Annotated in this window: 15 protein-coding genes; 3 read left to right on the plus strand and 12 right to left on the minus strand. The window is 67.3% G+C overall.

Annotated features, from left to right (window positions below; all coding sequences use genetic code 11):
- Positions 1-2: 2 nt before the first annotated feature.
- The 5 genes from rpsR to ppsA all read right to left on the minus strand — a co-directional run bounded on the left by rpsR (position 3) and on the right by ppsA (position 4,212).
- Entirely contained in the window at positions 3-284 is a 282-nt protein-coding gene (gene rpsR / locus AC07PU_RS07950) for a 30S ribosomal protein S18 (RefSeq protein ID WP_007830781.1), read from the minus strand.
- A gap of 21 nt (positions 285-305) precedes the next feature.
- Complete coding sequence (priB, locus tag AC07PU_RS07955; RefSeq protein WP_093342982.1) at positions 306-620, minus strand: primosomal replication protein N; 315 nt, start codon at positions 618-620, stop codon at positions 306-308.
- Between the two features lie 7 nt (positions 621-627).
- Positions 628-1,008, minus strand: a complete 381-nt coding sequence (gene rpsF, locus AC07PU_RS07960) for a 30S ribosomal protein S6 (protein WP_057595983.1) — start codon at positions 1,006-1,008, stop codon at positions 628-630.
- A 162-nt stretch (positions 1,009-1,170) separates the two neighbouring features.
- The gene (locus AC07PU_RS07965) at positions 1,171-1,626 is read right to left on the minus strand and encodes a hypothetical protein (protein WP_431512263.1); all 456 of its coding nucleotides are present in this window, start codon (positions 1,624-1,626) and stop codon (positions 1,171-1,173) included.
- 192 nt (positions 1,627-1,818) lie between these two features.
- The gene (ppsA, locus tag AC07PU_RS07970; protein WP_208511184.1) at positions 1,819-4,212 is read right to left on the minus strand and encodes a phosphoenolpyruvate synthase; all 2,394 of its coding nucleotides are present in this window, start codon (positions 4,210-4,212) and stop codon (positions 1,819-1,821) included.
- A 194-nt stretch (positions 4,213-4,406) separates the two neighbouring features.
- Between ppsA and ppsR the strand changes: the two genes are divergently transcribed.
- Positions 4,407-5,228, plus strand: a complete 822-nt coding sequence (gene ppsR, locus AC07PU_RS07975) for a posphoenolpyruvate synthetase regulatory kinase/phosphorylase PpsR (RefSeq protein ID WP_057595986.1) — start codon at positions 4,407-4,409, stop codon at positions 5,226-5,228.
- A gap of 24 nt (positions 5,229-5,252) precedes the next feature.
- Here the strand turns inward: ppsR and AC07PU_RS07980 are convergent, their stop codons facing one another.
- The 7 genes from AC07PU_RS07980 to ahpC form a co-directional block, all read right to left on the minus strand.
- Positions 5,253-6,062: a heme ABC transporter ATP-binding protein gene (locus AC07PU_RS07980; protein ID WP_495316625.1), complete on the minus strand. Its 810-nt coding sequence runs from the start codon at positions 6,060-6,062 to the stop codon at positions 5,253-5,255.
- Positions 6,059-7,099 carry a FecCD family ABC transporter permease gene (locus AC07PU_RS07985; RefSeq protein WP_490876694.1) on the minus strand — a complete coding sequence of 347 codons (1,041 nt, stop codon included), beginning with the start codon at positions 7,097-7,099 and terminating at the stop codon, positions 6,059-6,061. The genes AC07PU_RS07980 and AC07PU_RS07985 overlap by 4 nt, the downstream gene beginning before the upstream one ends.
- Positions 7,096-7,998, minus strand: coding sequence for a heme/hemin ABC transporter substrate-binding protein (locus AC07PU_RS07990; protein ID WP_495316628.1), 903 nt, complete (start codon positions 7,996-7,998; stop codon positions 7,096-7,098). Before AC07PU_RS07990 ends, AC07PU_RS07985 begins: the two co-directional genes overlap by 4 nt.
- A gap of 40 nt (positions 7,999-8,038) precedes the next feature.
- Positions 8,039-9,136, minus strand: a complete 1,098-nt coding sequence (locus tag AC07PU_RS07995; RefSeq protein ID WP_495316629.1) for a hemin-degrading factor — start codon at positions 9,134-9,136, stop codon at positions 8,039-8,041.
- 34 nt (positions 9,137-9,170) lie between these two features.
- The gene (locus AC07PU_RS08000) at positions 9,171-11,447 is read right to left on the minus strand and encodes a TonB-dependent hemoglobin/transferrin/lactoferrin family receptor (RefSeq protein WP_495316630.1); all 2,277 of its coding nucleotides are present in this window, start codon (positions 11,445-11,447) and stop codon (positions 9,171-9,173) included.
- 195 nt (positions 11,448-11,642) lie between these two features.
- Positions 11,643-13,199, minus strand: coding sequence for an alkyl hydroperoxide reductase subunit F (ahpF, locus tag AC07PU_RS08005; RefSeq protein ID WP_093342995.1), 1,557 nt, complete (start codon positions 13,197-13,199; stop codon positions 11,643-11,645).
- A gap of 91 nt (positions 13,200-13,290) precedes the next feature.
- Positions 13,291-13,854, minus strand: a complete 564-nt coding sequence (gene ahpC / locus AC07PU_RS08010) for an alkyl hydroperoxide reductase subunit C (protein WP_057595992.1) — start codon at positions 13,852-13,854, stop codon at positions 13,291-13,293.
- A gap of 273 nt (positions 13,855-14,127) precedes the next feature.
- Here ahpC and bfr point away from each other — a divergent pair, with 273 nt between their 5' ends.
- Positions 14,128-14,604, plus strand: coding sequence for a bacterioferritin (gene bfr, locus AC07PU_RS08015; protein ID WP_056583098.1), 477 nt, complete (start codon positions 14,128-14,130; stop codon positions 14,602-14,604).
- 227 nt (positions 14,605-14,831) lie between these two features.
- A complete protein-coding gene (locus tag AC07PU_RS08020; protein WP_495316632.1) occupies positions 14,832-15,485 on the plus strand; it encodes a PepSY-associated TM helix domain-containing protein in 654 nt (217 codons plus the stop codon).

Consider the following 15,485-nt stretch of genomic DNA (forward strand, 5'->3'; position numbering starts at 1 on the left):
TCTTAGACGCGGTGCTGGTCGCTGTACGGGACCATGGCGAGGAAGCGGGCACGCTTGATCGCGGTGTTGAGCTGACGCTGGTAGATCGCGCGGGTGCCGGTCAGGCGGGCCGGGATGATCTTGCCGTTTTCGCTGATGAAGTCACGCAGCGTGTCGATGTCCTTGTAGTCGATTTCCTCGACGCCAGCGACGGTGAAGCGGCAGAAACGCTTGCGCTTGAACAGCAGCGACTGGGTGTTGCGCTTCGGGCGCTTGTCTTTGTTGAATTTCTTGAACGTGGCCATTGTGGGACCTCTTGTCGAAAATTAATCTTGCTGAAAATCCTGGATGTGCAGGACCGGAAGCTTGCCATTAGCCGGTGTCGAGAGGAACCCCTGGAATCGCCAGAGACTTCCCATCGACTGCTTTGCGAGCCGCTCGGCGATGGCGCCGAACGCAACGGCCTTGAGGGCCGTCTTCACCTGCCTGGACTGTCCCGCCACCTGAAGGGTCGACTCGTGTTCGAGCTTCAGGTCGATGGCGGGCAAACCGGCCGGGGTGAATCGCAAGGCACCGAGTTCGGCAACATGGGCGGACAGCAGAAGCTGGTTGACCCCGGTTGCCGCAGCGGCAGCACTCACGCCGACATCAGTTGTTGTTGTTGGCGGCGGCGTATTCGGCCTGTTGAGCCTTGCGGGCTTCTTCGCGCTCGACCGTCTTCATCATCGACGAAGGACCGGTGTCGGCCTTCTTCTTCTGAACGGTCAGGTGGCGCAGCACGGCGTCGTTGAACTTGAAGGCGTGTTCCAGTTCGCTCATCACGGCCTGTTCGGCTTCGATGTTGACGCACAGGTAGTGCGCCTTGTTGAGCTTGTTGATCTGGTAAGCCAGTTGACGACGGCCCCAGTCCTCGACGCGGTGGATCTTGCCGCCGCCGGTCGTGATCAGGCCCTTGTAACGCTCCAGCATGGCCGGAACTTGCTCGCTTTGATCCGGGTGGATCAGCAGAATGATTTCGTAGTGACGCATGGCACTCCTTGTGGGTTTCTTCTTCCGCTTTTTGCCCGGAAGAAGGGGTTGAAGCCACCCGCAGCGTCGGCGCAGTGTGGCAAGGCAAAGCCGGCTATTGTAGCCATATCTTTGGCGAAACGCCAAATCGGGCGCTCGAGCAGTCCGGATGAGCGCCCAGATTCAGTCGTAGAGCGCCCGGTCCAGCGGTTCGGCCTTCTCGGGCCCGACCGCCGCGCGGATCTTCGGCGCCAGCGCCACGAGGTCCTCGTAGCCCCCGGCCCCCTCCACCTGCAGGTTGAGCCGCACGCCCTTGAGCCCGAGGCTGGCCGTGAGCCGCGTGGCGATGGGATAGGCGTCCGTATAGCGCTGCTGGCTGCTGCGGCCGGAACCGGCCTTGGGCGCGCCCTCGGCGGAGCTCGCGGGCGTTTCCGCGACGGCGCCGCCCAGCGGGCTCAGCAAGCCCAGCGCGACCATCTGGTCGATGTCCTCGCGCGCGATGCCCGCGCCGGCCGCGATCACGTCGTCGACCGAACGCTTGCCGTCGAACAGGATGAAAGCGGTGCGCTGCCGCGGCGACAGCGGGACCGAGCGGTCCTTGAGGACCTGCTGGCCGGTCTCCGTCTTGACAAGAATCATGCGTGTCTCCCGGCGGTGCTGTGACCGACGCCCGCTGCGCGCGGGATCGCCGCGCGCCACGGAAGGAAGGCCGGTGCGCGCCGCTTCGTGATGAATTTCACGAGTCTGACACCGGAAACGCCATTCCCGAAGATGGGCACCCGCCTGACACGGGAATCCCCCGATGGGGATTCCCGCAGGTCGGTCGCCGGCTCAGCGCTTGGCGAGCTGCTGCCAGGTGTCGATCACGCTGTCGGGATTGAGCGAGATCGACTCGATGCCCTGCTCCGCCAGCCACAGCGCGAAGTCGGGATGGTCCGACGGGCCCTGGCCGCAGATGCCGACGTACTTGCCCTTGTCCTTGCAGGCCTTGATGGCGCGGCTCAGCATGGCTTTCACGGCCGGGTCGCGCTCGTCGAAGTCGGCCGCCAGCAGCTCGAGGCCCGAGTCGCGGTCCAGGCCCAGCGTGAGCTGGGTCAGGTCGTTCGAGCCGATCGAGAAGCCGTCGAAGTACTCGAGGAACTCGTCGGCCAGGATGGCGTTGCTCGGCACCTCGCACATCATAATCAGCTTGAGATCGTTGTCGCCGCGCTTCAGGCCGTACTTGGCCAGCAGGCCGGTCACGCGCTCGGCCTGGCCCAGCGTGCGCACGAAGGGCACCATGATCTGCACGTTGGTCAGGCCCATGTCGTTGCGCACGCGCTTGAGCGCCTCGCATTCCATGGCGAAGGCCTGGCCGAAGTCCTCGCTGAGGTAGCGCGCCGCGCCGCGGAAGCCCAGCATCGGGTTCTCTTCCTCGGGCTCGTAGCGGCTGCCGCCGATCAGCTTGCGGTACTCGTTCGACTTGAAGTCCGACAGGCGCACGATCACCTTCTTGGGCCAGAAGGCCGCGGCGATGGTGGCGATGCCCTCGGCCACCTTGTCGACGTAGAAGGCGCGCGGCGAGGCATGGCCGCGGGCCACGGACTCGACGGCCTTCTTGAGGTCGTTGTCGACGTTCGGGTAGTCGAGGATCGCCTTCGGGTGCACGCCGATGTTGTTGTTGATGATGAACTCGAGCCGCGCGAGGCCCACGCCGTGGTTGGGCAGTTGCGCGAAGTCGAAGGCCAGCTGCGGGTTGCCGACGTTCATCATCAGCTGGATGTCGATCTCGGGCATCACGCCGCGCTGCACCTCGGTGACCTCGGTCTCGAGCAGGCCGTCGTAGATGTAGCCGGTGTCGCCCTCGGCGCAGCTCACGGTGACCAGGGTGCCGTCCTTCAGCAGGTCGGTGGCGTCGCCGCAGCCGACCACGGCCGGAATGCCCAGTTCGCGCGCGATGATGGCCGCGTGGCAGGTGCGCCCGCCGCGGTTGGTGACGATGGCCGCGGCGCGCTTCATCACCGGCTCCCAGTTCGGGTCGGTCATGTCGGTCACCAGCACGTCGCCGGCCTGCACCTTGTCCATCTCGCTGATGCTGTGGACCAGCCGCACCGGGCCGGTGCCGATCTTCTGGCCGATCGCGCGGCCCTCTGCCAGCACGGCGCCGCGGCCCAGCAGCTTGAAGCGCTGCTCGGCCTTGCCCTGCTGCTGGCTCTTCACGGTCTCGGGACGCGCCTGCAGGATGTAGATCTGGCCGTCGGTGCCGTCCTTGCCCCACTCGATGTCCATCGGGCGGCCATAGTGCTGCTCGATCACCAGCGCGTACTTCGCGAGCTGCTCGACCTCGTCGTCGGTCAGCGAATAGCGGTTGCGCTGCTCGGCCTTCACGTCGGTGGTCTTGACCAGCTTGCCGGAGGCCTTCTTCTCCTCGGGCGTGGCGAACTCCATCTGGATCAGCTTGGAGCCCAGGTTGCGGCGGATCACCGCGCGCTTGCCGGCGTTGAGCGTGGGCTTGTGGACGTAGAACTCGTCGGGATTCACGGCGCCCTGCACCACGGTCTCGCCCAGGCCGTAGCTCGAGGTGATGAACACCACGTCCTCGAAGCCCGACTCGGTGTCGATGGTGAACATCACGCCGGCCGCGCCGAGGTCGGAGCGCACCATGCGCTGCACGCCGGCCGACAGCGCCACCACGTCGTGGGCGAAGCCCTTGTGCACGCGGTAGCTGATGGCGCGGTCGTTGTAGAGGGAGGCGAACACCTCCTTCATCTTGTGCAGCACGTCCTCGATGCCGACGACGTTCAGGAAGGTCTCCTGCTGGCCGGCGAAGGAGGCGTCGGGCAGGTCTTCGGCGGTGGCCGAGGAACGCACGGCGAACGAGGCCTGCGGGTTGCCGGCGCTCAGGGCGGCGAAGGCGTCGCGGATGGCCTTCTCGAGGTCGGCCGGGAACGGCTGGGCCTCGACCATGGCGCGGATCTCGGCGCCGGCGGTGGCCAGCGCGCGCACGTCCTCGGTGTCGAGCGCGGCCAGGCGCTTGCTGATCTTGTCGGCCAGGCCGTCGTGGGCCAGGAACTGGCGGAAGCCATGGGCGGTGGTCGCGAAGCCCGTGGGCACGCGCACGCCCTGGGGCAGCTGCGAGATCATCTCGCCGAGGCTGGCGTTCTTGCCGCCAACCGCCTCGACGTCGGTCATTCTCAGGTTTTCAAACGGTACGACCAGGGCGGTCGCGTCGAAAAGTGCAGACATGGGAAAGCTCCAGAAGTTGAAACCTGCTGCATTCCATGCGGACGGCGCGGCACGATCGTTGTCGTTGCTTTGGGTGCGGACGCGGTGGGCATGGAAGGAAAGATACGGTGGGGGCCGAGGGGCGGAATCCCGATAATGGGGCGGATTGTAGGCGCGCCGGGGCCGCGCGCGTCGCAGGACAACACCGCCAGACCATGCACACACGAACTGTCTTCTTCGTTTCCGACGGCACGGGCATCACGGCCGAGACTTTCGGCAACGCCGTGCTCGCCCAGTTCGAGATGAAACCGCGCCACGTGCGGCTGCCTTTCACCGACACGGTCGACAAGGCCCACCAGGCGGTGCGGCAGATCAACCACACGGCCGAACTCGAGGGCGTGCGCCCGATCGTTTTCACCACGCTGGCCAACATGGACGTGCTGGAAGTGATCGAAACCGGCTGCAAGGGCATGTTGCTCGACATGTTCGGCACCTTCGTGCGCCCGCTCGAGATCGAGCTGGCGATGAAGTCCAACCACCGCATCGGCCGCTTCAGCGACGTCAGCAAGAGCAAGGAATACAACGACCGCATCGCCGCGATCGACTTCAGCCTGCAGCACGACGACGGCCAGAGCAACCGCGACCTGCAGGGCGCCGACGTCATCCTGGTGGGCGTGAGCCGCAGCGGCAAGACGCCCACCTCGCTCTACCTGGCGATGCAGCACGGCCTGAAGGCGGCCAACTACCCGCTGATTCCGGAAGACTTCGACCGCCGCCAGCTGCCGCCAGCGCTCATGCCGCACCGCAAGAAGATCTTCGGCCTGACCATCCAGCCCGAGCGGCTCAGCGAGATCCGCAACGAGCGCCGGCCGAATTCGCGCTACGCCAGCATCGAGAACTGCCGCCACGAGGTCAGCGAGGCCGAGGCCATGATGCGGCGCGCCGGCATCCGCTGGCTCTCGACCACCACCAAGTCGATCGAGGAGATCGCGACCACGATCCTGCAGGAGCTGCGGCCGGAGCGGCTGACCTACTGACCGGCTGACCGCCCGTCCGCGGTCCTAGCCGAACAGGTACTGCACCGTCCCGTCCGCGCCGACCACGCTTTGGCACGGCATGCGCCAGACCGCCTCGATCAGCCCGGGCGCCAGCACTTCGCCGGTCGGGCCCTGGCACAACCCGCCGGGCACGTCAGGCACGCCCAGCACCACCACCTCGTCGGCATAGCGCCGCGCCAGGTTCAGGTCGTGCAGCACCACCACCACGCCGACGCCCTGCCCGGCCCAGCCGCGCAGCAGCCGCATCGCGGCATGCTGGTGGGCCAGGTCGAGCGCGGCCGTCGGCTCGTCGAGCAGCAGCCAGCGCGCGGCCCCGTCGGCGGGCGGATGCCACAGCTGCGCCAGCACCCGCGCCATGTGCACGCGCGCCTTCTCGCCGCCCGACAGCGTGTTGAGGACGCGCGGCGCGAGCGCCGACACGTCGGTCAGAGCCATGGCCGCGGCGACGATCGCGTCCTCGTCGGGCGCGGGCGCCAGCCGGTGCGGATAGCGGCCCAGCGCGACCACGTCGCGCGCGCTGAAGTCGAAGGCCACCGCGCTTTCCTGCGGCATCAGCGCGCGCCGCAGCGCGAGCGCCGGCATGCCGTGGGCGCGCAGCGGCCGGCCGTCGAGCAGCACCCGGCCCGCCGTGGGCTCGCGCTGCCCCGACAGCACCGACAGCAGGGTCGACTTACCCGCGCCATTGGGGCCGAGGATCGCCGTCACCCGCCCCGGCGCCAACTGCACCGTGGCCCGCGAGAGCAGCGCCTTGGCGCCGATGCTTACCTCGGCATCCTCGCAGCGCAGCCCGAGGTTCAGGTCCGGCGCCTTCATATGCGCCCCCGGAAGTGCCGCAGCATCAGCAGGAACATCGGCACGCCGATGAAGGCCGTGAGCACGCCCAGCGGCAGCTCGGCCGGCGCCATCGCGGTACGCGCCACCGTGTCGGCCACCAGCACCAGCGCCGCGCCCAGCAGCGCCGAGGCCGGCAGCACCACCCGGTGATCGGGCCCGGCCACCATGCGCACCCAGTGCGGTGCGATCAGGCCGATGAAGCCGATGATCCCGGTGGTGGCCGTCACGGCGCCCACCGCCACCGCCGTGACGACGATGGCGCGCCGCTTGATGCGCTCCACGTCCACGCCCAGCAGCGCCGCCTGCGATTCGCCCAGCGCGATCGCGTTCAGCGGCGCGGCCAGCGAGGCCGCCGCCACGCAGGACAGCAGCACCGCCACGCCGACCAGGATCACCGCGCTCCAGCGCGCGCCGCCCAGGCTGCCGAGCAGCCAGAACTGCAGGCTGCGCAGTTGCTCGTCGGTGGCCATCACACTGAGGAAGCCGAGGCCCGCGCCCGCCAGCGCATTGACCGCGATGCCCGCGAGCAGCATCAGCGCCATGCGCGTGCCGCCCTCGCTGCGCGACAGCGCGTAGATCAACAAGGTGACCGAGAGGCCGCCGCCGAAGGCCATCACCACCAGCGTCCAGCTGCCGAGCGTGCGCGGCAGCACCGGCATGAACCAGGCGCCCAGCACGATGGTCACGCCGGCCGCCAACGCGGCGCCGCTGCTGATGCCCACCAGGCCGGGATCGGCCAGCGGGTTGCGAAACAGCCCCTGCATCAGCGTGCCCGCCATGCCCAGGCCCGCGCCGGCCGCCACGCCGAGCACCAAGCGCGGCAGGCGGATGTTGACGAACACCAGGTATTCGGGCGACCTGTCGGCCGCGGCGCCCTGCCCCAGCGAGCTCAGCACGTTCCAGAGCTGCGGCAGGCTGATCGCGTAGGCGCCCGACACCGCGCCGAGCGCCAGCGCGAAGGCGAGGAGCAGCGCGCAGCCGGCCAGCACGGCCCGCGGCGGGAAGCGCTGGCTCATGCCACCGCGGCCATGAACTTCGGATGCAGCTCGGCGATCGCCGCCGGCATGCGCGGGCCGAAGCCCAGCAGCAGCAAGGCGTCGAGCGTGACCAGCGAGCGCTTCCTGAACGCGGGCGTGAGCGCCAGTTCGGGCCGCTGCCAGAAGCGCTCGATGCCGCCATGGGCCTCGATGCTCTGGTCGCTGGTCATGACGATGTCGGGCGCGGCCGTGGCCATGGCCTCGGCCGTCATCGGCCGGTAGCCCTCGAAGCCGCCGAGCGCATTGACGCCGCCCGCATAGCCGATCACCGCGTGCGCCGCGGTCTTCTCGCCCGACACCTGCGGGCTCGCGCTGTGCGAGAGCACGAACAGCACGCGCGGCTTGCGCCCCTGGGCGGCCGCCACGCGCTGCTGCACCTGCGCCCATTCGGCATCGAGCTTCACCTGCAGCGCGCGCGCCTGCGCCTCGCGGGCCGCGGCGCGTCCCACCACCTGGATCTTGCGCTGCACCTCGCCCCAGCTGTGGTCGGCCTGCACGATCTCGACCTTGACGCCGGCCGAGCGCACCTGGTCGAGCACCACCGGCGGGCCCGACTCGTTGGTGGCGATCACGGCATCGGGCTTGAGCGACAGCAGCCCCTCGGCCGAGAGCTGCCGCATGTAGCCGACCTTGGGCGTGCCGCGCGCCGCGGCCGGATAGAGGCTGGTGGTGTCGGTGCCGACGAGCTGGCCCTCGGCGCCGAGCAGGTACACCACCTCGGTGATGGCGCCGCTCACGGTGATGAGCCGCGGCAGTTTCTTCGCCTCGGGCGACTGGGCGAACAGGGGCAGCGCGGCGGCGCCGAGCGAGGCCGCGGCGGCGAGGCGCAGTGCGTCGCGGCGGCGGACGATGGAGGGGGAGATGCGTTCTTCGGTCATGGAGAAAAAACGTGGGGCAAGGAGAAAAGCGTCCGCGCGATCAGGCCGCCGGGGCCTTCGTGGGCAGCCGCGCGAGCCCGCGCACCAGCTTGCGCCAGTCCTCGCGCTCGGGCACGCCAGGCTTGCGCGCGCCGAAGAACATCGCCATCAGCTCGCCCTCGCCGTCGAAGGCCTCGACCGAGGTCACATGGCCGTCGCTCGTGGGTTTCTCGACGATCCACACGCTCGCGATGCGGTCCTCGCGCAGGTGCAGGTTGAAGCCGGGGTCGAGCACGTTGAGCCAGCGCATCGGCGCGGCGTCGCCACGCGCCGGCATCTCCATCGGCTCGACGCACACCACCGGCCCGGTGTGGATCTGGATGCAGCCGGGGCTGCCCACGAAGACCATGATCGGCGTACCGCTGAAGGCCGCTTCCTGCAGCAGGTCGCCCACCGCATGCAGCGCGGCGCGCTGCGTGAACTCGCCCTCGGTGAGCCGGAAGCTCTGCTGGCGCTCGGCATCGAACTTCTTGAGCAGGCCGAAGAATTCGTGCGTGTCCTGCATGCCGCGCCAGGCCTCGGCCAGCGCGCCGGCGTCGATGGCGGCGTCGGCGCGCGGCGCGGGCTTGGGCTCGGCCGGCTTGAACGCCACCTGAAGCTCCGGTGCCGCATGCGCATCGATCACCGCCTGCAGCGCGCCACGGTCGGTGGCCTCGCGCACGAAGATCTTGTGCACCGCCAGGCCGTGCGCATCGAAGAACTGCAGGCTCAGCGAGGACGGCACGCCGGGATTGGCGGCCGCCTCGTCCACCGCGAAGCCCGCGTGCCAGCGGCTGAAGAACAGCCGCAGGTCGATCGCCTCGCCGAGCGCGAGCCCCATGGCCTCGCCGCCCGAGAGCTTCTCGTAGATGCCGGTCTTCTCGTGCACCGTGGTCTCGTTGCGCGTGAGCGCCAGCAGCGGCCCGCAGGCCTCGAGCGACTGCAGCAGCGCCAGCCACGGCCCGCGCAGCGGCGTGGCGCGCAGGGCCTGGTCGTGCGCGCCCGCATGGGCCGCGATCGCGGTGCCCTCGGCCAGCCCCATGGCCGCGGCGGCGTCCTTGTGGCGCATGCCCTTGGCGCGCAGCTCGGCGAAACGGTGGCGGATGTCGTCGGCATTCATCGTTGGTGGTCCTTCCTGGGTTGAATTCGGTGGCTCAGAAATCGGCCACGAGCGAGACGTTGAAGCTGCGTCCCGGCTGCGTGTAGGCGTCGCGGATCAGCGCGGTGGAGGTCAGGCCGCGCACGTCGCTCCACATCCAGTAGCGCTTGTTCGTGAGGTTCGTGATCGAGGCGTTCAGCCGCAGGTCGCGGTTGATGCGCCACTGCGCGCTCAGGTCCAGCGTGGTCGCCGAGGGCGTGAGGAACTGCACGCCGCCGGTGGTGATCTCGGCCGCATCCACGTCGGAGCGTTTCTTGGCCGCATGGTGCACCGCGTCGAGCCGCACCGACCAGGCCGGCGCCTTGTAGGCCAGGCCGAGGTTGATCTTGCGCGGATCGATGGAGTTCAGCGGCCGGTTGTTGCTGCGGTCGCGCCCGCGCGTCTGGCCCCAGGCGAAGGGCACCGAGAAGCCCATGCCGTTGTCGGTGAAATCGAGCTCGCCCTTGACCTCGAAGCCGCTGATGCGCGCGCGGCCGATGTTGACCGACTGGAAGGTGGCCGGGTTCACGCGTGAGCCGAACACGCCGCCGACCTGGCGGTCGTTCTCGATCAGGTCCTTGTAGTTGCCGCTGAACGCGGCGACGTCGAAGTTCAGCAGGCCGGTGCGCCCGCGCACGCCGAGCTCGACGTTCTGGCTCTTCTCGGGCTTGAGGTTGGGGTTCGGGATCGTGCGGTAGCCCGAGATCGTGTTCTCGAAGAAGTTGTTGACCTGGAATGCGTTGGGCGCCTTGAAGCCCGAGGCGTAGTTGCCGTAGACGCTCCATTGCGGCGTGGCGCGGAACAGCACCCCGAGCTTGGGCGAGACCGCCGAGCCCGAGAGCGAGACCGCCTGTGCGCTGAAGCCGGCCTGGTCGGCATCGAGCGAGAAGCGGTCGAAGCGGATGCCGGGCGTGATGCTCCAGCGGTCATGAATGAACTCGTCCTGCACGTAGAAGGCCGAGGAGGTCTCGCGCGTGTCGGGGAAGCGCTTGAGCGGGTAGCTCTCGCCCGCGGGCGGCACCAGGCCGGTCTGCAGGTTCTCGACGTTGGTGCGCGCGTAGTCGAAGCCGTAGGTGATCTTCTGGGCCCAGTCACCCGTGCGCACCAGCTTGTCGGCCTGCAGGCCGAACTGCCAGGTGCTCTCGTCGTAGGTGACGTCGCGCGAGCGGTCGGCGGCGCTGAAGCGGTCCTCGAAGATGTACTCGCGCGACTTCGACTTCTGGTAGCTCACCGTGGCCTGCAGGCTGTCGGCCATCACCGAATTGAGGCGCAGCCGGCCGTCGTAGGTGAAGCGGTCGCGCTGCAGGTCGGTGCGGGCGTTGAGGCCGACCACCGAGGTCGAGGCATAGGGCGGCTTCGCGAGGCCCGACAGCAGGTCGTAGCGGCTGGTCTTCTCGATGTGCTCGAAGGTGAAGCCGTGGCGCTGGTCGGCATCGGGCGTGAGGATGACCTTGGCCAGCAGCGCCCCGCTGCGGTCGCGCTGCGGGTTGGGCGTGGTGCGGTCGGCGTTGGGCGCGTTGTAGCTGCCGCGGTTCTCGAGCTCGTGCGAGCGGCCGAGGTTGGCCGAGAGCAGCCACTGCAAGGTCTCGCTGGGCTTGCCCGCGAGCGTGACGCCGGCGCGCCGGCCGTTGTCGTCGCCGCTGTAGCCCAGGCTGGCGCTGCCGCCGAAGCTCTTGCCGTCGCGCAGGAACGAGGACGGATCGCGCGTGATGAAGTTGACCAGGCCCGCGAGGCCGTCGGAGCCGTAGAGCGCGGAGGCCGGGCCCTTGAGGATCTCGATGCGCTCGATCAGGCCGATGTCGAAGTAGTCGCGGCCGAAGGCGTTGGCGCTGAAGACGTAGCTGCGCGGTGTGCGGATGCCGTCGGTCAGCAACAGCACGCGGTTGCCGTCGAGGCCGCGGATGTTGAAGCCGGCGTTGTTGTCGCGGCCGGTGTTGCCCTGGGCGAGCCCGAAGCGCGCCGGCGAGCGCTTGACCGAGACGTTCGGCAGGTCGCGCACCGCGTCGCGGATGTCGTTGATCTGCTTGGACTCGAGGGTCTCGCGGTTGAGCACTTCGACGCTGACCGGCAGCGCGTCCTTCTCCTGTTCGGAGCGCGAGCCGCTGACCACGATCTCGCCGAGCGCGGCGACCTGCTGCGGGGGCGGCTGCTGGGCCCAGGCGGGCGCTGCGGCGCCGAAGCCGCTGGCGATCAGCCAGGGCAGCAGCGCGAGGCGTGCGCGCACGGGTCGGGAAGAGGAAGAAGAGGAGAACGGGCGCTCGAAGCGCGAGGAACGTGTAGAGGTGGCGGCCACGAAGAAAGGTCCGGCAAGCGTTGGAATGGACAACGGCTTGCTGGACCTCGGCGCAGCGGAAGCTGCGCGGCTGACCTGGCTGGCGGCGGGAGGCTCGGTTCCCTTTTCTTGGTGTTCTCGCCGCGATGCGCGGCGTGCGAGCCTCTGAAAACTATTTTATGAGAATAATTCTCATCTGACCGCCGATGTACCCACTCAAGCTGGGGCTGAAGTGCGGATCAGGTGATCGAATGCACCGAGTGCCGCCTTCGCGCCGTCGCCGGCCGCGATGATGATCTGCTTGAACGGCACCGTGGTCGCGTCGCCCGCGGCGAACACGCCGGGCACCGAGGTCTGGCCCTTCGCATCCACCACGATCTCGCCGTGCTTCGACAGTTCGATCGTGCCCTTGAGCCAGTCGGTATTGGGCACCAGGCCGATCTGGATGAACACGCCCTCGAGGTCGACGCGCTTGGCTTCGCCGGTCGCGCGGTCCTTGTAGACCAGGCCGTTGACCTTCTGGTCGCCGGTGATCTCGGTGGTCTGCGCGTTGGTGAACACGTCGACGTTCTTCAGGCTGTGCAGCTTGCGCTGCAGCACGGCGTCGGCGCGCAGCTGCGTGTCGAACTCGATCAGCGTGACGTGACCCACGATGCCGGCCAGATCGATCGCCGCCTCGACGCCCGAGTTGCCGCCGCCGATCACGGCCACGCGCTTGCCCTTGAACAGCGGGCCGTCGCAGTGCGGGCAGTAGGCCACGCCCTTGTTCTTGAACTCGTGCTCACCGGGCACGTTGATGTTGCGCCAGCGCGCGCCGGTCGAGATGATCACGGACTTGCTCTTGAGCGACGCGCCGCTCTCGAGCTGCACCTCGATCAGGCCCTCGCCCGGAATCAGCGCCTTGGCGCGCTGCAGATTCATGATGTCGACCTCGTAGTCGCGCACGTGCTCCTCGAGCGCATGGGCGAACTTCGGTCCCTCGGTCTCCTTGATCGAGATGAAGTTCTCGATGCCCATGGTGTCGAGCACCTGGCCGCCGAAACGCTCGGAAGCCACGCCGGTGCGGATGCCCTTGCGCGCGGCATACACGGCCGCCGCGGCGCCAGCGGGGCCGCCACCGACGATCAGCACGTCGAACGGGTCCTTCGCGGCGATCTTCTTGGCTTCGCGCTCGACGCCGCTGTTGTCGATCTTCGCGAGGATCTCTTCCAGGCTCATGCGGCCTTGGCCGAACTCGGTGCCGTTGAGGAACACGGTGGGCACGGCCATCACTTGGCGTTCCTTCACTTCTTCCTGGAAGGTGCCGCCCTCGATCATCGTGGTGCGGATGCGCGGGTTCTGCACCGCCATCAGGTTCAGCGCCTGGACCACGTCGGGGCAGTTGTGGCAGGTCAGCGAGACGTAGATCTCGAACTCGAAATCGCCATCGAGCGCCTTGATCTGGTCGAGCACGGCCTGCTCGACCTTCGGCGGGTAGCCGCCGATCTGCAGCAGCGCGAGGATCAGCGAGGTGAATTCATGGCCCATCGGCAGGCCGGCGAAGCGCGGGCCGTGGTTTTCGCTCGGGCGGTTGACCGAGAACGAGGGCTTGCGATGGTTGTCGTCGCGACTTTCGCTCAGGCGGACCAGCGGCGAGGCTTCCGCCACGTCCTTCAGCAGCGACAGCACTTCGTCCGAGGCCTTGCTGTCGTCGAGCGAGGCGACGATCTCGATCGGCTGCGTGGCGCGGTCGAGGTAACTCTTCAATTGGGCTTTGGTGCTGGCGTCGAGCATGAGGAACTCTCTTTCGATAACTGGAAACTATCAACTGGGGACAAGAAAGCCCGGGGGCCTCGTGAGCGCCCGGGCTTTCGCGCGGAGCGCCTTAGATCTTGCCGACGAGGTCGAACGACGGGGCGATGGTCTTGTCGCCTTCATTCCACTTGGCCGGGCAGACTTCGTTCGGGTGGGCGGCGGTATAGACCGCTGCCTTGAGCTTGCGCAGGGTTTCCTTGACGTCGCGGGCGATCTCGTTGGAGTGCACTTCGGCGGTCTTGATGATGCCTTCGGGGTTGATCACGAAGGTGCCGCGCAGTGCCAGGCCTTCTTCGGGGATGTGCACGCCGAAATTGTTGGTCAGCGTGTGGGTCGGGTCGCCCACCAGCGGGAACTTGGCCTTGCCGACGGCCGGCGAGGTGTCGTGCCAGACCTTGTGCGAGAAGTGCGTGTCGGTGGTCACGATGTAGACCTCGGCACCCAGCTTCTGGAATTCGGGGTAGTTGTCGGCCGCGTCTTCGACTTCGGTCGGGCAGTTGAAGGTGAAAGCCGCCGGCATGAAGATCAGCACGGACCACTTGCCCTTGAGCGTCTCGTCGGACACATCGATGAACTTGCCGTTGAGGTAGGCCTGGGTCTTGAAGGGCAGGACTTGGGTGTTGATCAGGGACATTGCTGGTTTCCTTGGTGGTGATGAAAAAAGCGAACCATGAGTATAGCTACCAAATGGCATATTTCAATAGTTCATAGCTATTGATTGCATTGCAGCCCCCTATGTCTTGCGATGGGCGGACCGCATGCCACGCGGCATGAATCCCCCTCCGGATACGAACGTGTATCAGCATCAAACGCATGCAGAGCGCGAATGCATGGCTTTGCTTGCGCCACCCTCCTTCGCGCTCCGACAATCGCGGCCTTTACTGCTTTCATAACAAGGAAAAACACCATGAAGGGCGATCCCAAGGTCATCGAGCATCTGCAGGCGCAGCTCAAGAACGAGCTGACTGCGATCAACCAGTATTTCCTTCACTACCGCATGCTCAAGCATTGGGGCCTCGACAAGCTGGCCAAGAAGGAATACGAAGAATCGATCGGCGAGATGAAGCATGCCGACAAGCTGATGGACCGCATCTTCATGCTCGACGGCCTGCCGAACCTGCAGGACCTCGGCAAGCTGAACATCGGCGAAGACGTGCCCGAACTGCTGCGCTGCGACCTCGGCGCCGAGACCGGCGCGCAGGCCACGATCAAGGACGGCATCGCGCATTGCGAATCGGTGCGCGACTATGTTTCGCGCGACCTGCTGCAGGAAATCCTCGACGACACCGAGGAGCACATCGACTTCCTCGAAACCCAGATCGACCTGATCGACCGCGTCGGCCTGCAGAACTACCTGCAGTCGCAGATGGGCGAACTCGAGTAAGCCTCGCCCTCGCAAGCCACACGGCACGCCACGAACAACTGCGGGACTTCGGTCCCGCTTTTTTTGGCCCGGCGTTTCGCTTTACCAAACTTCACATGCTATTGAATCGATAGCATAAGACAAAGGATTTACCTTCGATCCCGAGGGATCGACCGCCTCGGCAAGGGTCGGGCCCGATTGCCAAACGAAATCAATTCTCATTTGCGAGCCTAAAATGCCGGCCGCCAATGAATGCCGCCCCGACCGACAACCGCCGCCGTGCCTACTGGCTCAAGACCCTGCACGAATGGCACTGGGTCAGCTCCGCCATCTGCCTGATCGGCATGGTGCTGTTCAGCGTCACCGGCTTCACGCTCAACCACGCGGGCCAGATTGAGGGCAAGCCGCAGGTCACGCGGCTGCACGCGAGCATCGACGAGGCGCTGCGCACTCGCCTCGAATCGGCCATGGCCGAGGTCAAGTCGAACACCGCGATCAAGGGCAAGGCCGCGCTGCCCGCCGAACTCCAGGCCTGGGCGCGCCAGCGCTGGGACATCGACACCGCCGGCCGCGAGGCCGAATGGTCGGACGACGAGATCTACCTGTCGCTGCCCCGCCCCGGCGGCGACGCCTGGCTGCGCCTGAGCCTGGCCGACGGCGAGGCCGAATACGAGCGCACCGACCGCGGCTGGCTCTCCTACTTCAACGACCTGCACAAGGGCCGCAACACCGGCACCGCCTGGAGCTGGTTCATCGACATCTTCGCGGGCGCTGCATTGGTCTTCTCGATCACCGGCCTGTTCATCCTCAAGATGCATGCGGGCAACCGCCCCTTCACCTGGCCGATGGTGGGCATGGGGCTGGTGGTGCCGGTGCTGCTCGCGCTGCTTTTCATCCACTGA

It is taken from the genome of Variovorax sp. GW821-FHT10D07, assembly GCF_059415325.1.

Coding starts and splice junctions, on each gene's coding strand:
- rpsR (WP_007830781.1), bottom strand. CDS start 284: ATGGCCACGTTCAAGAAATTCAACAAAGACAAGCGCCCGAAGCGCAAC.
- rpsF (WP_057595983.1), bottom strand. CDS start 1,008: ATGCGTCACTACGAAATCATTCTGCTGATCCACCCGGATCAAAGCGAG.
- AC07PU_RS07965 (WP_431512263.1), bottom strand. CDS start 1,626: ATGATTCTTGTCAAGACGGAGACCGGCCAGCAGGTCCTCAAGGACCGC.
- ppsA (WP_208511184.1), bottom strand. CDS start 4,212: ATGTCTGCACTTTTCGACGCGACCGCCCTGGTCGTACCGTTTGAAAAC.
- ppsR (WP_057595986.1), top strand. CDS start 4,407: ATGCACACACGAACTGTCTTCTTCGTTTCCGACGGCACGGGCATCACG.
- AC07PU_RS07980 (WP_495316625.1), bottom strand. CDS start 6,062: ATGAAGGCGCCGGACCTGAACCTCGGGCTGCGCTGCGAGGATGCCGAG.
- AC07PU_RS07985 (WP_490876694.1), bottom strand. CDS start 7,099: ATGAGCCAGCGCTTCCCGCCGCGGGCCGTGCTGGCCGGCTGCGCGCTG.
- AC07PU_RS07990 (WP_495316628.1), bottom strand. CDS start 7,998: ATGACCGAAGAACGCATCTCCCCCTCCATCGTCCGCCGCCGCGACGCA.
- AC07PU_RS07995 (WP_495316629.1), bottom strand. CDS start 9,136: ATGAATGCCGACGACATCCGCCACCGTTTCGCCGAGCTGCGCGCCAAG.
- ahpF (WP_093342995.1), bottom strand. CDS start 13,199: ATGCTCGACGCCAGCACCAAAGCCCAATTGAAGAGTTACCTCGACCGC.
- ahpC (WP_057595992.1), bottom strand. CDS start 13,854: ATGTCCCTGATCAACACCCAAGTCCTGCCCTTCAAGACCCAGGCCTAC.
- bfr (WP_056583098.1), top strand. CDS start 14,128: ATGAAGGGCGATCCCAAGGTCATCGAGCATCTGCAGGCGCAGCTCAAG.
- AC07PU_RS08020 (WP_495316632.1), top strand. CDS start 14,832: ATGAATGCCGCCCCGACCGACAACCGCCGCCGTGCCTACTGGCTCAAG.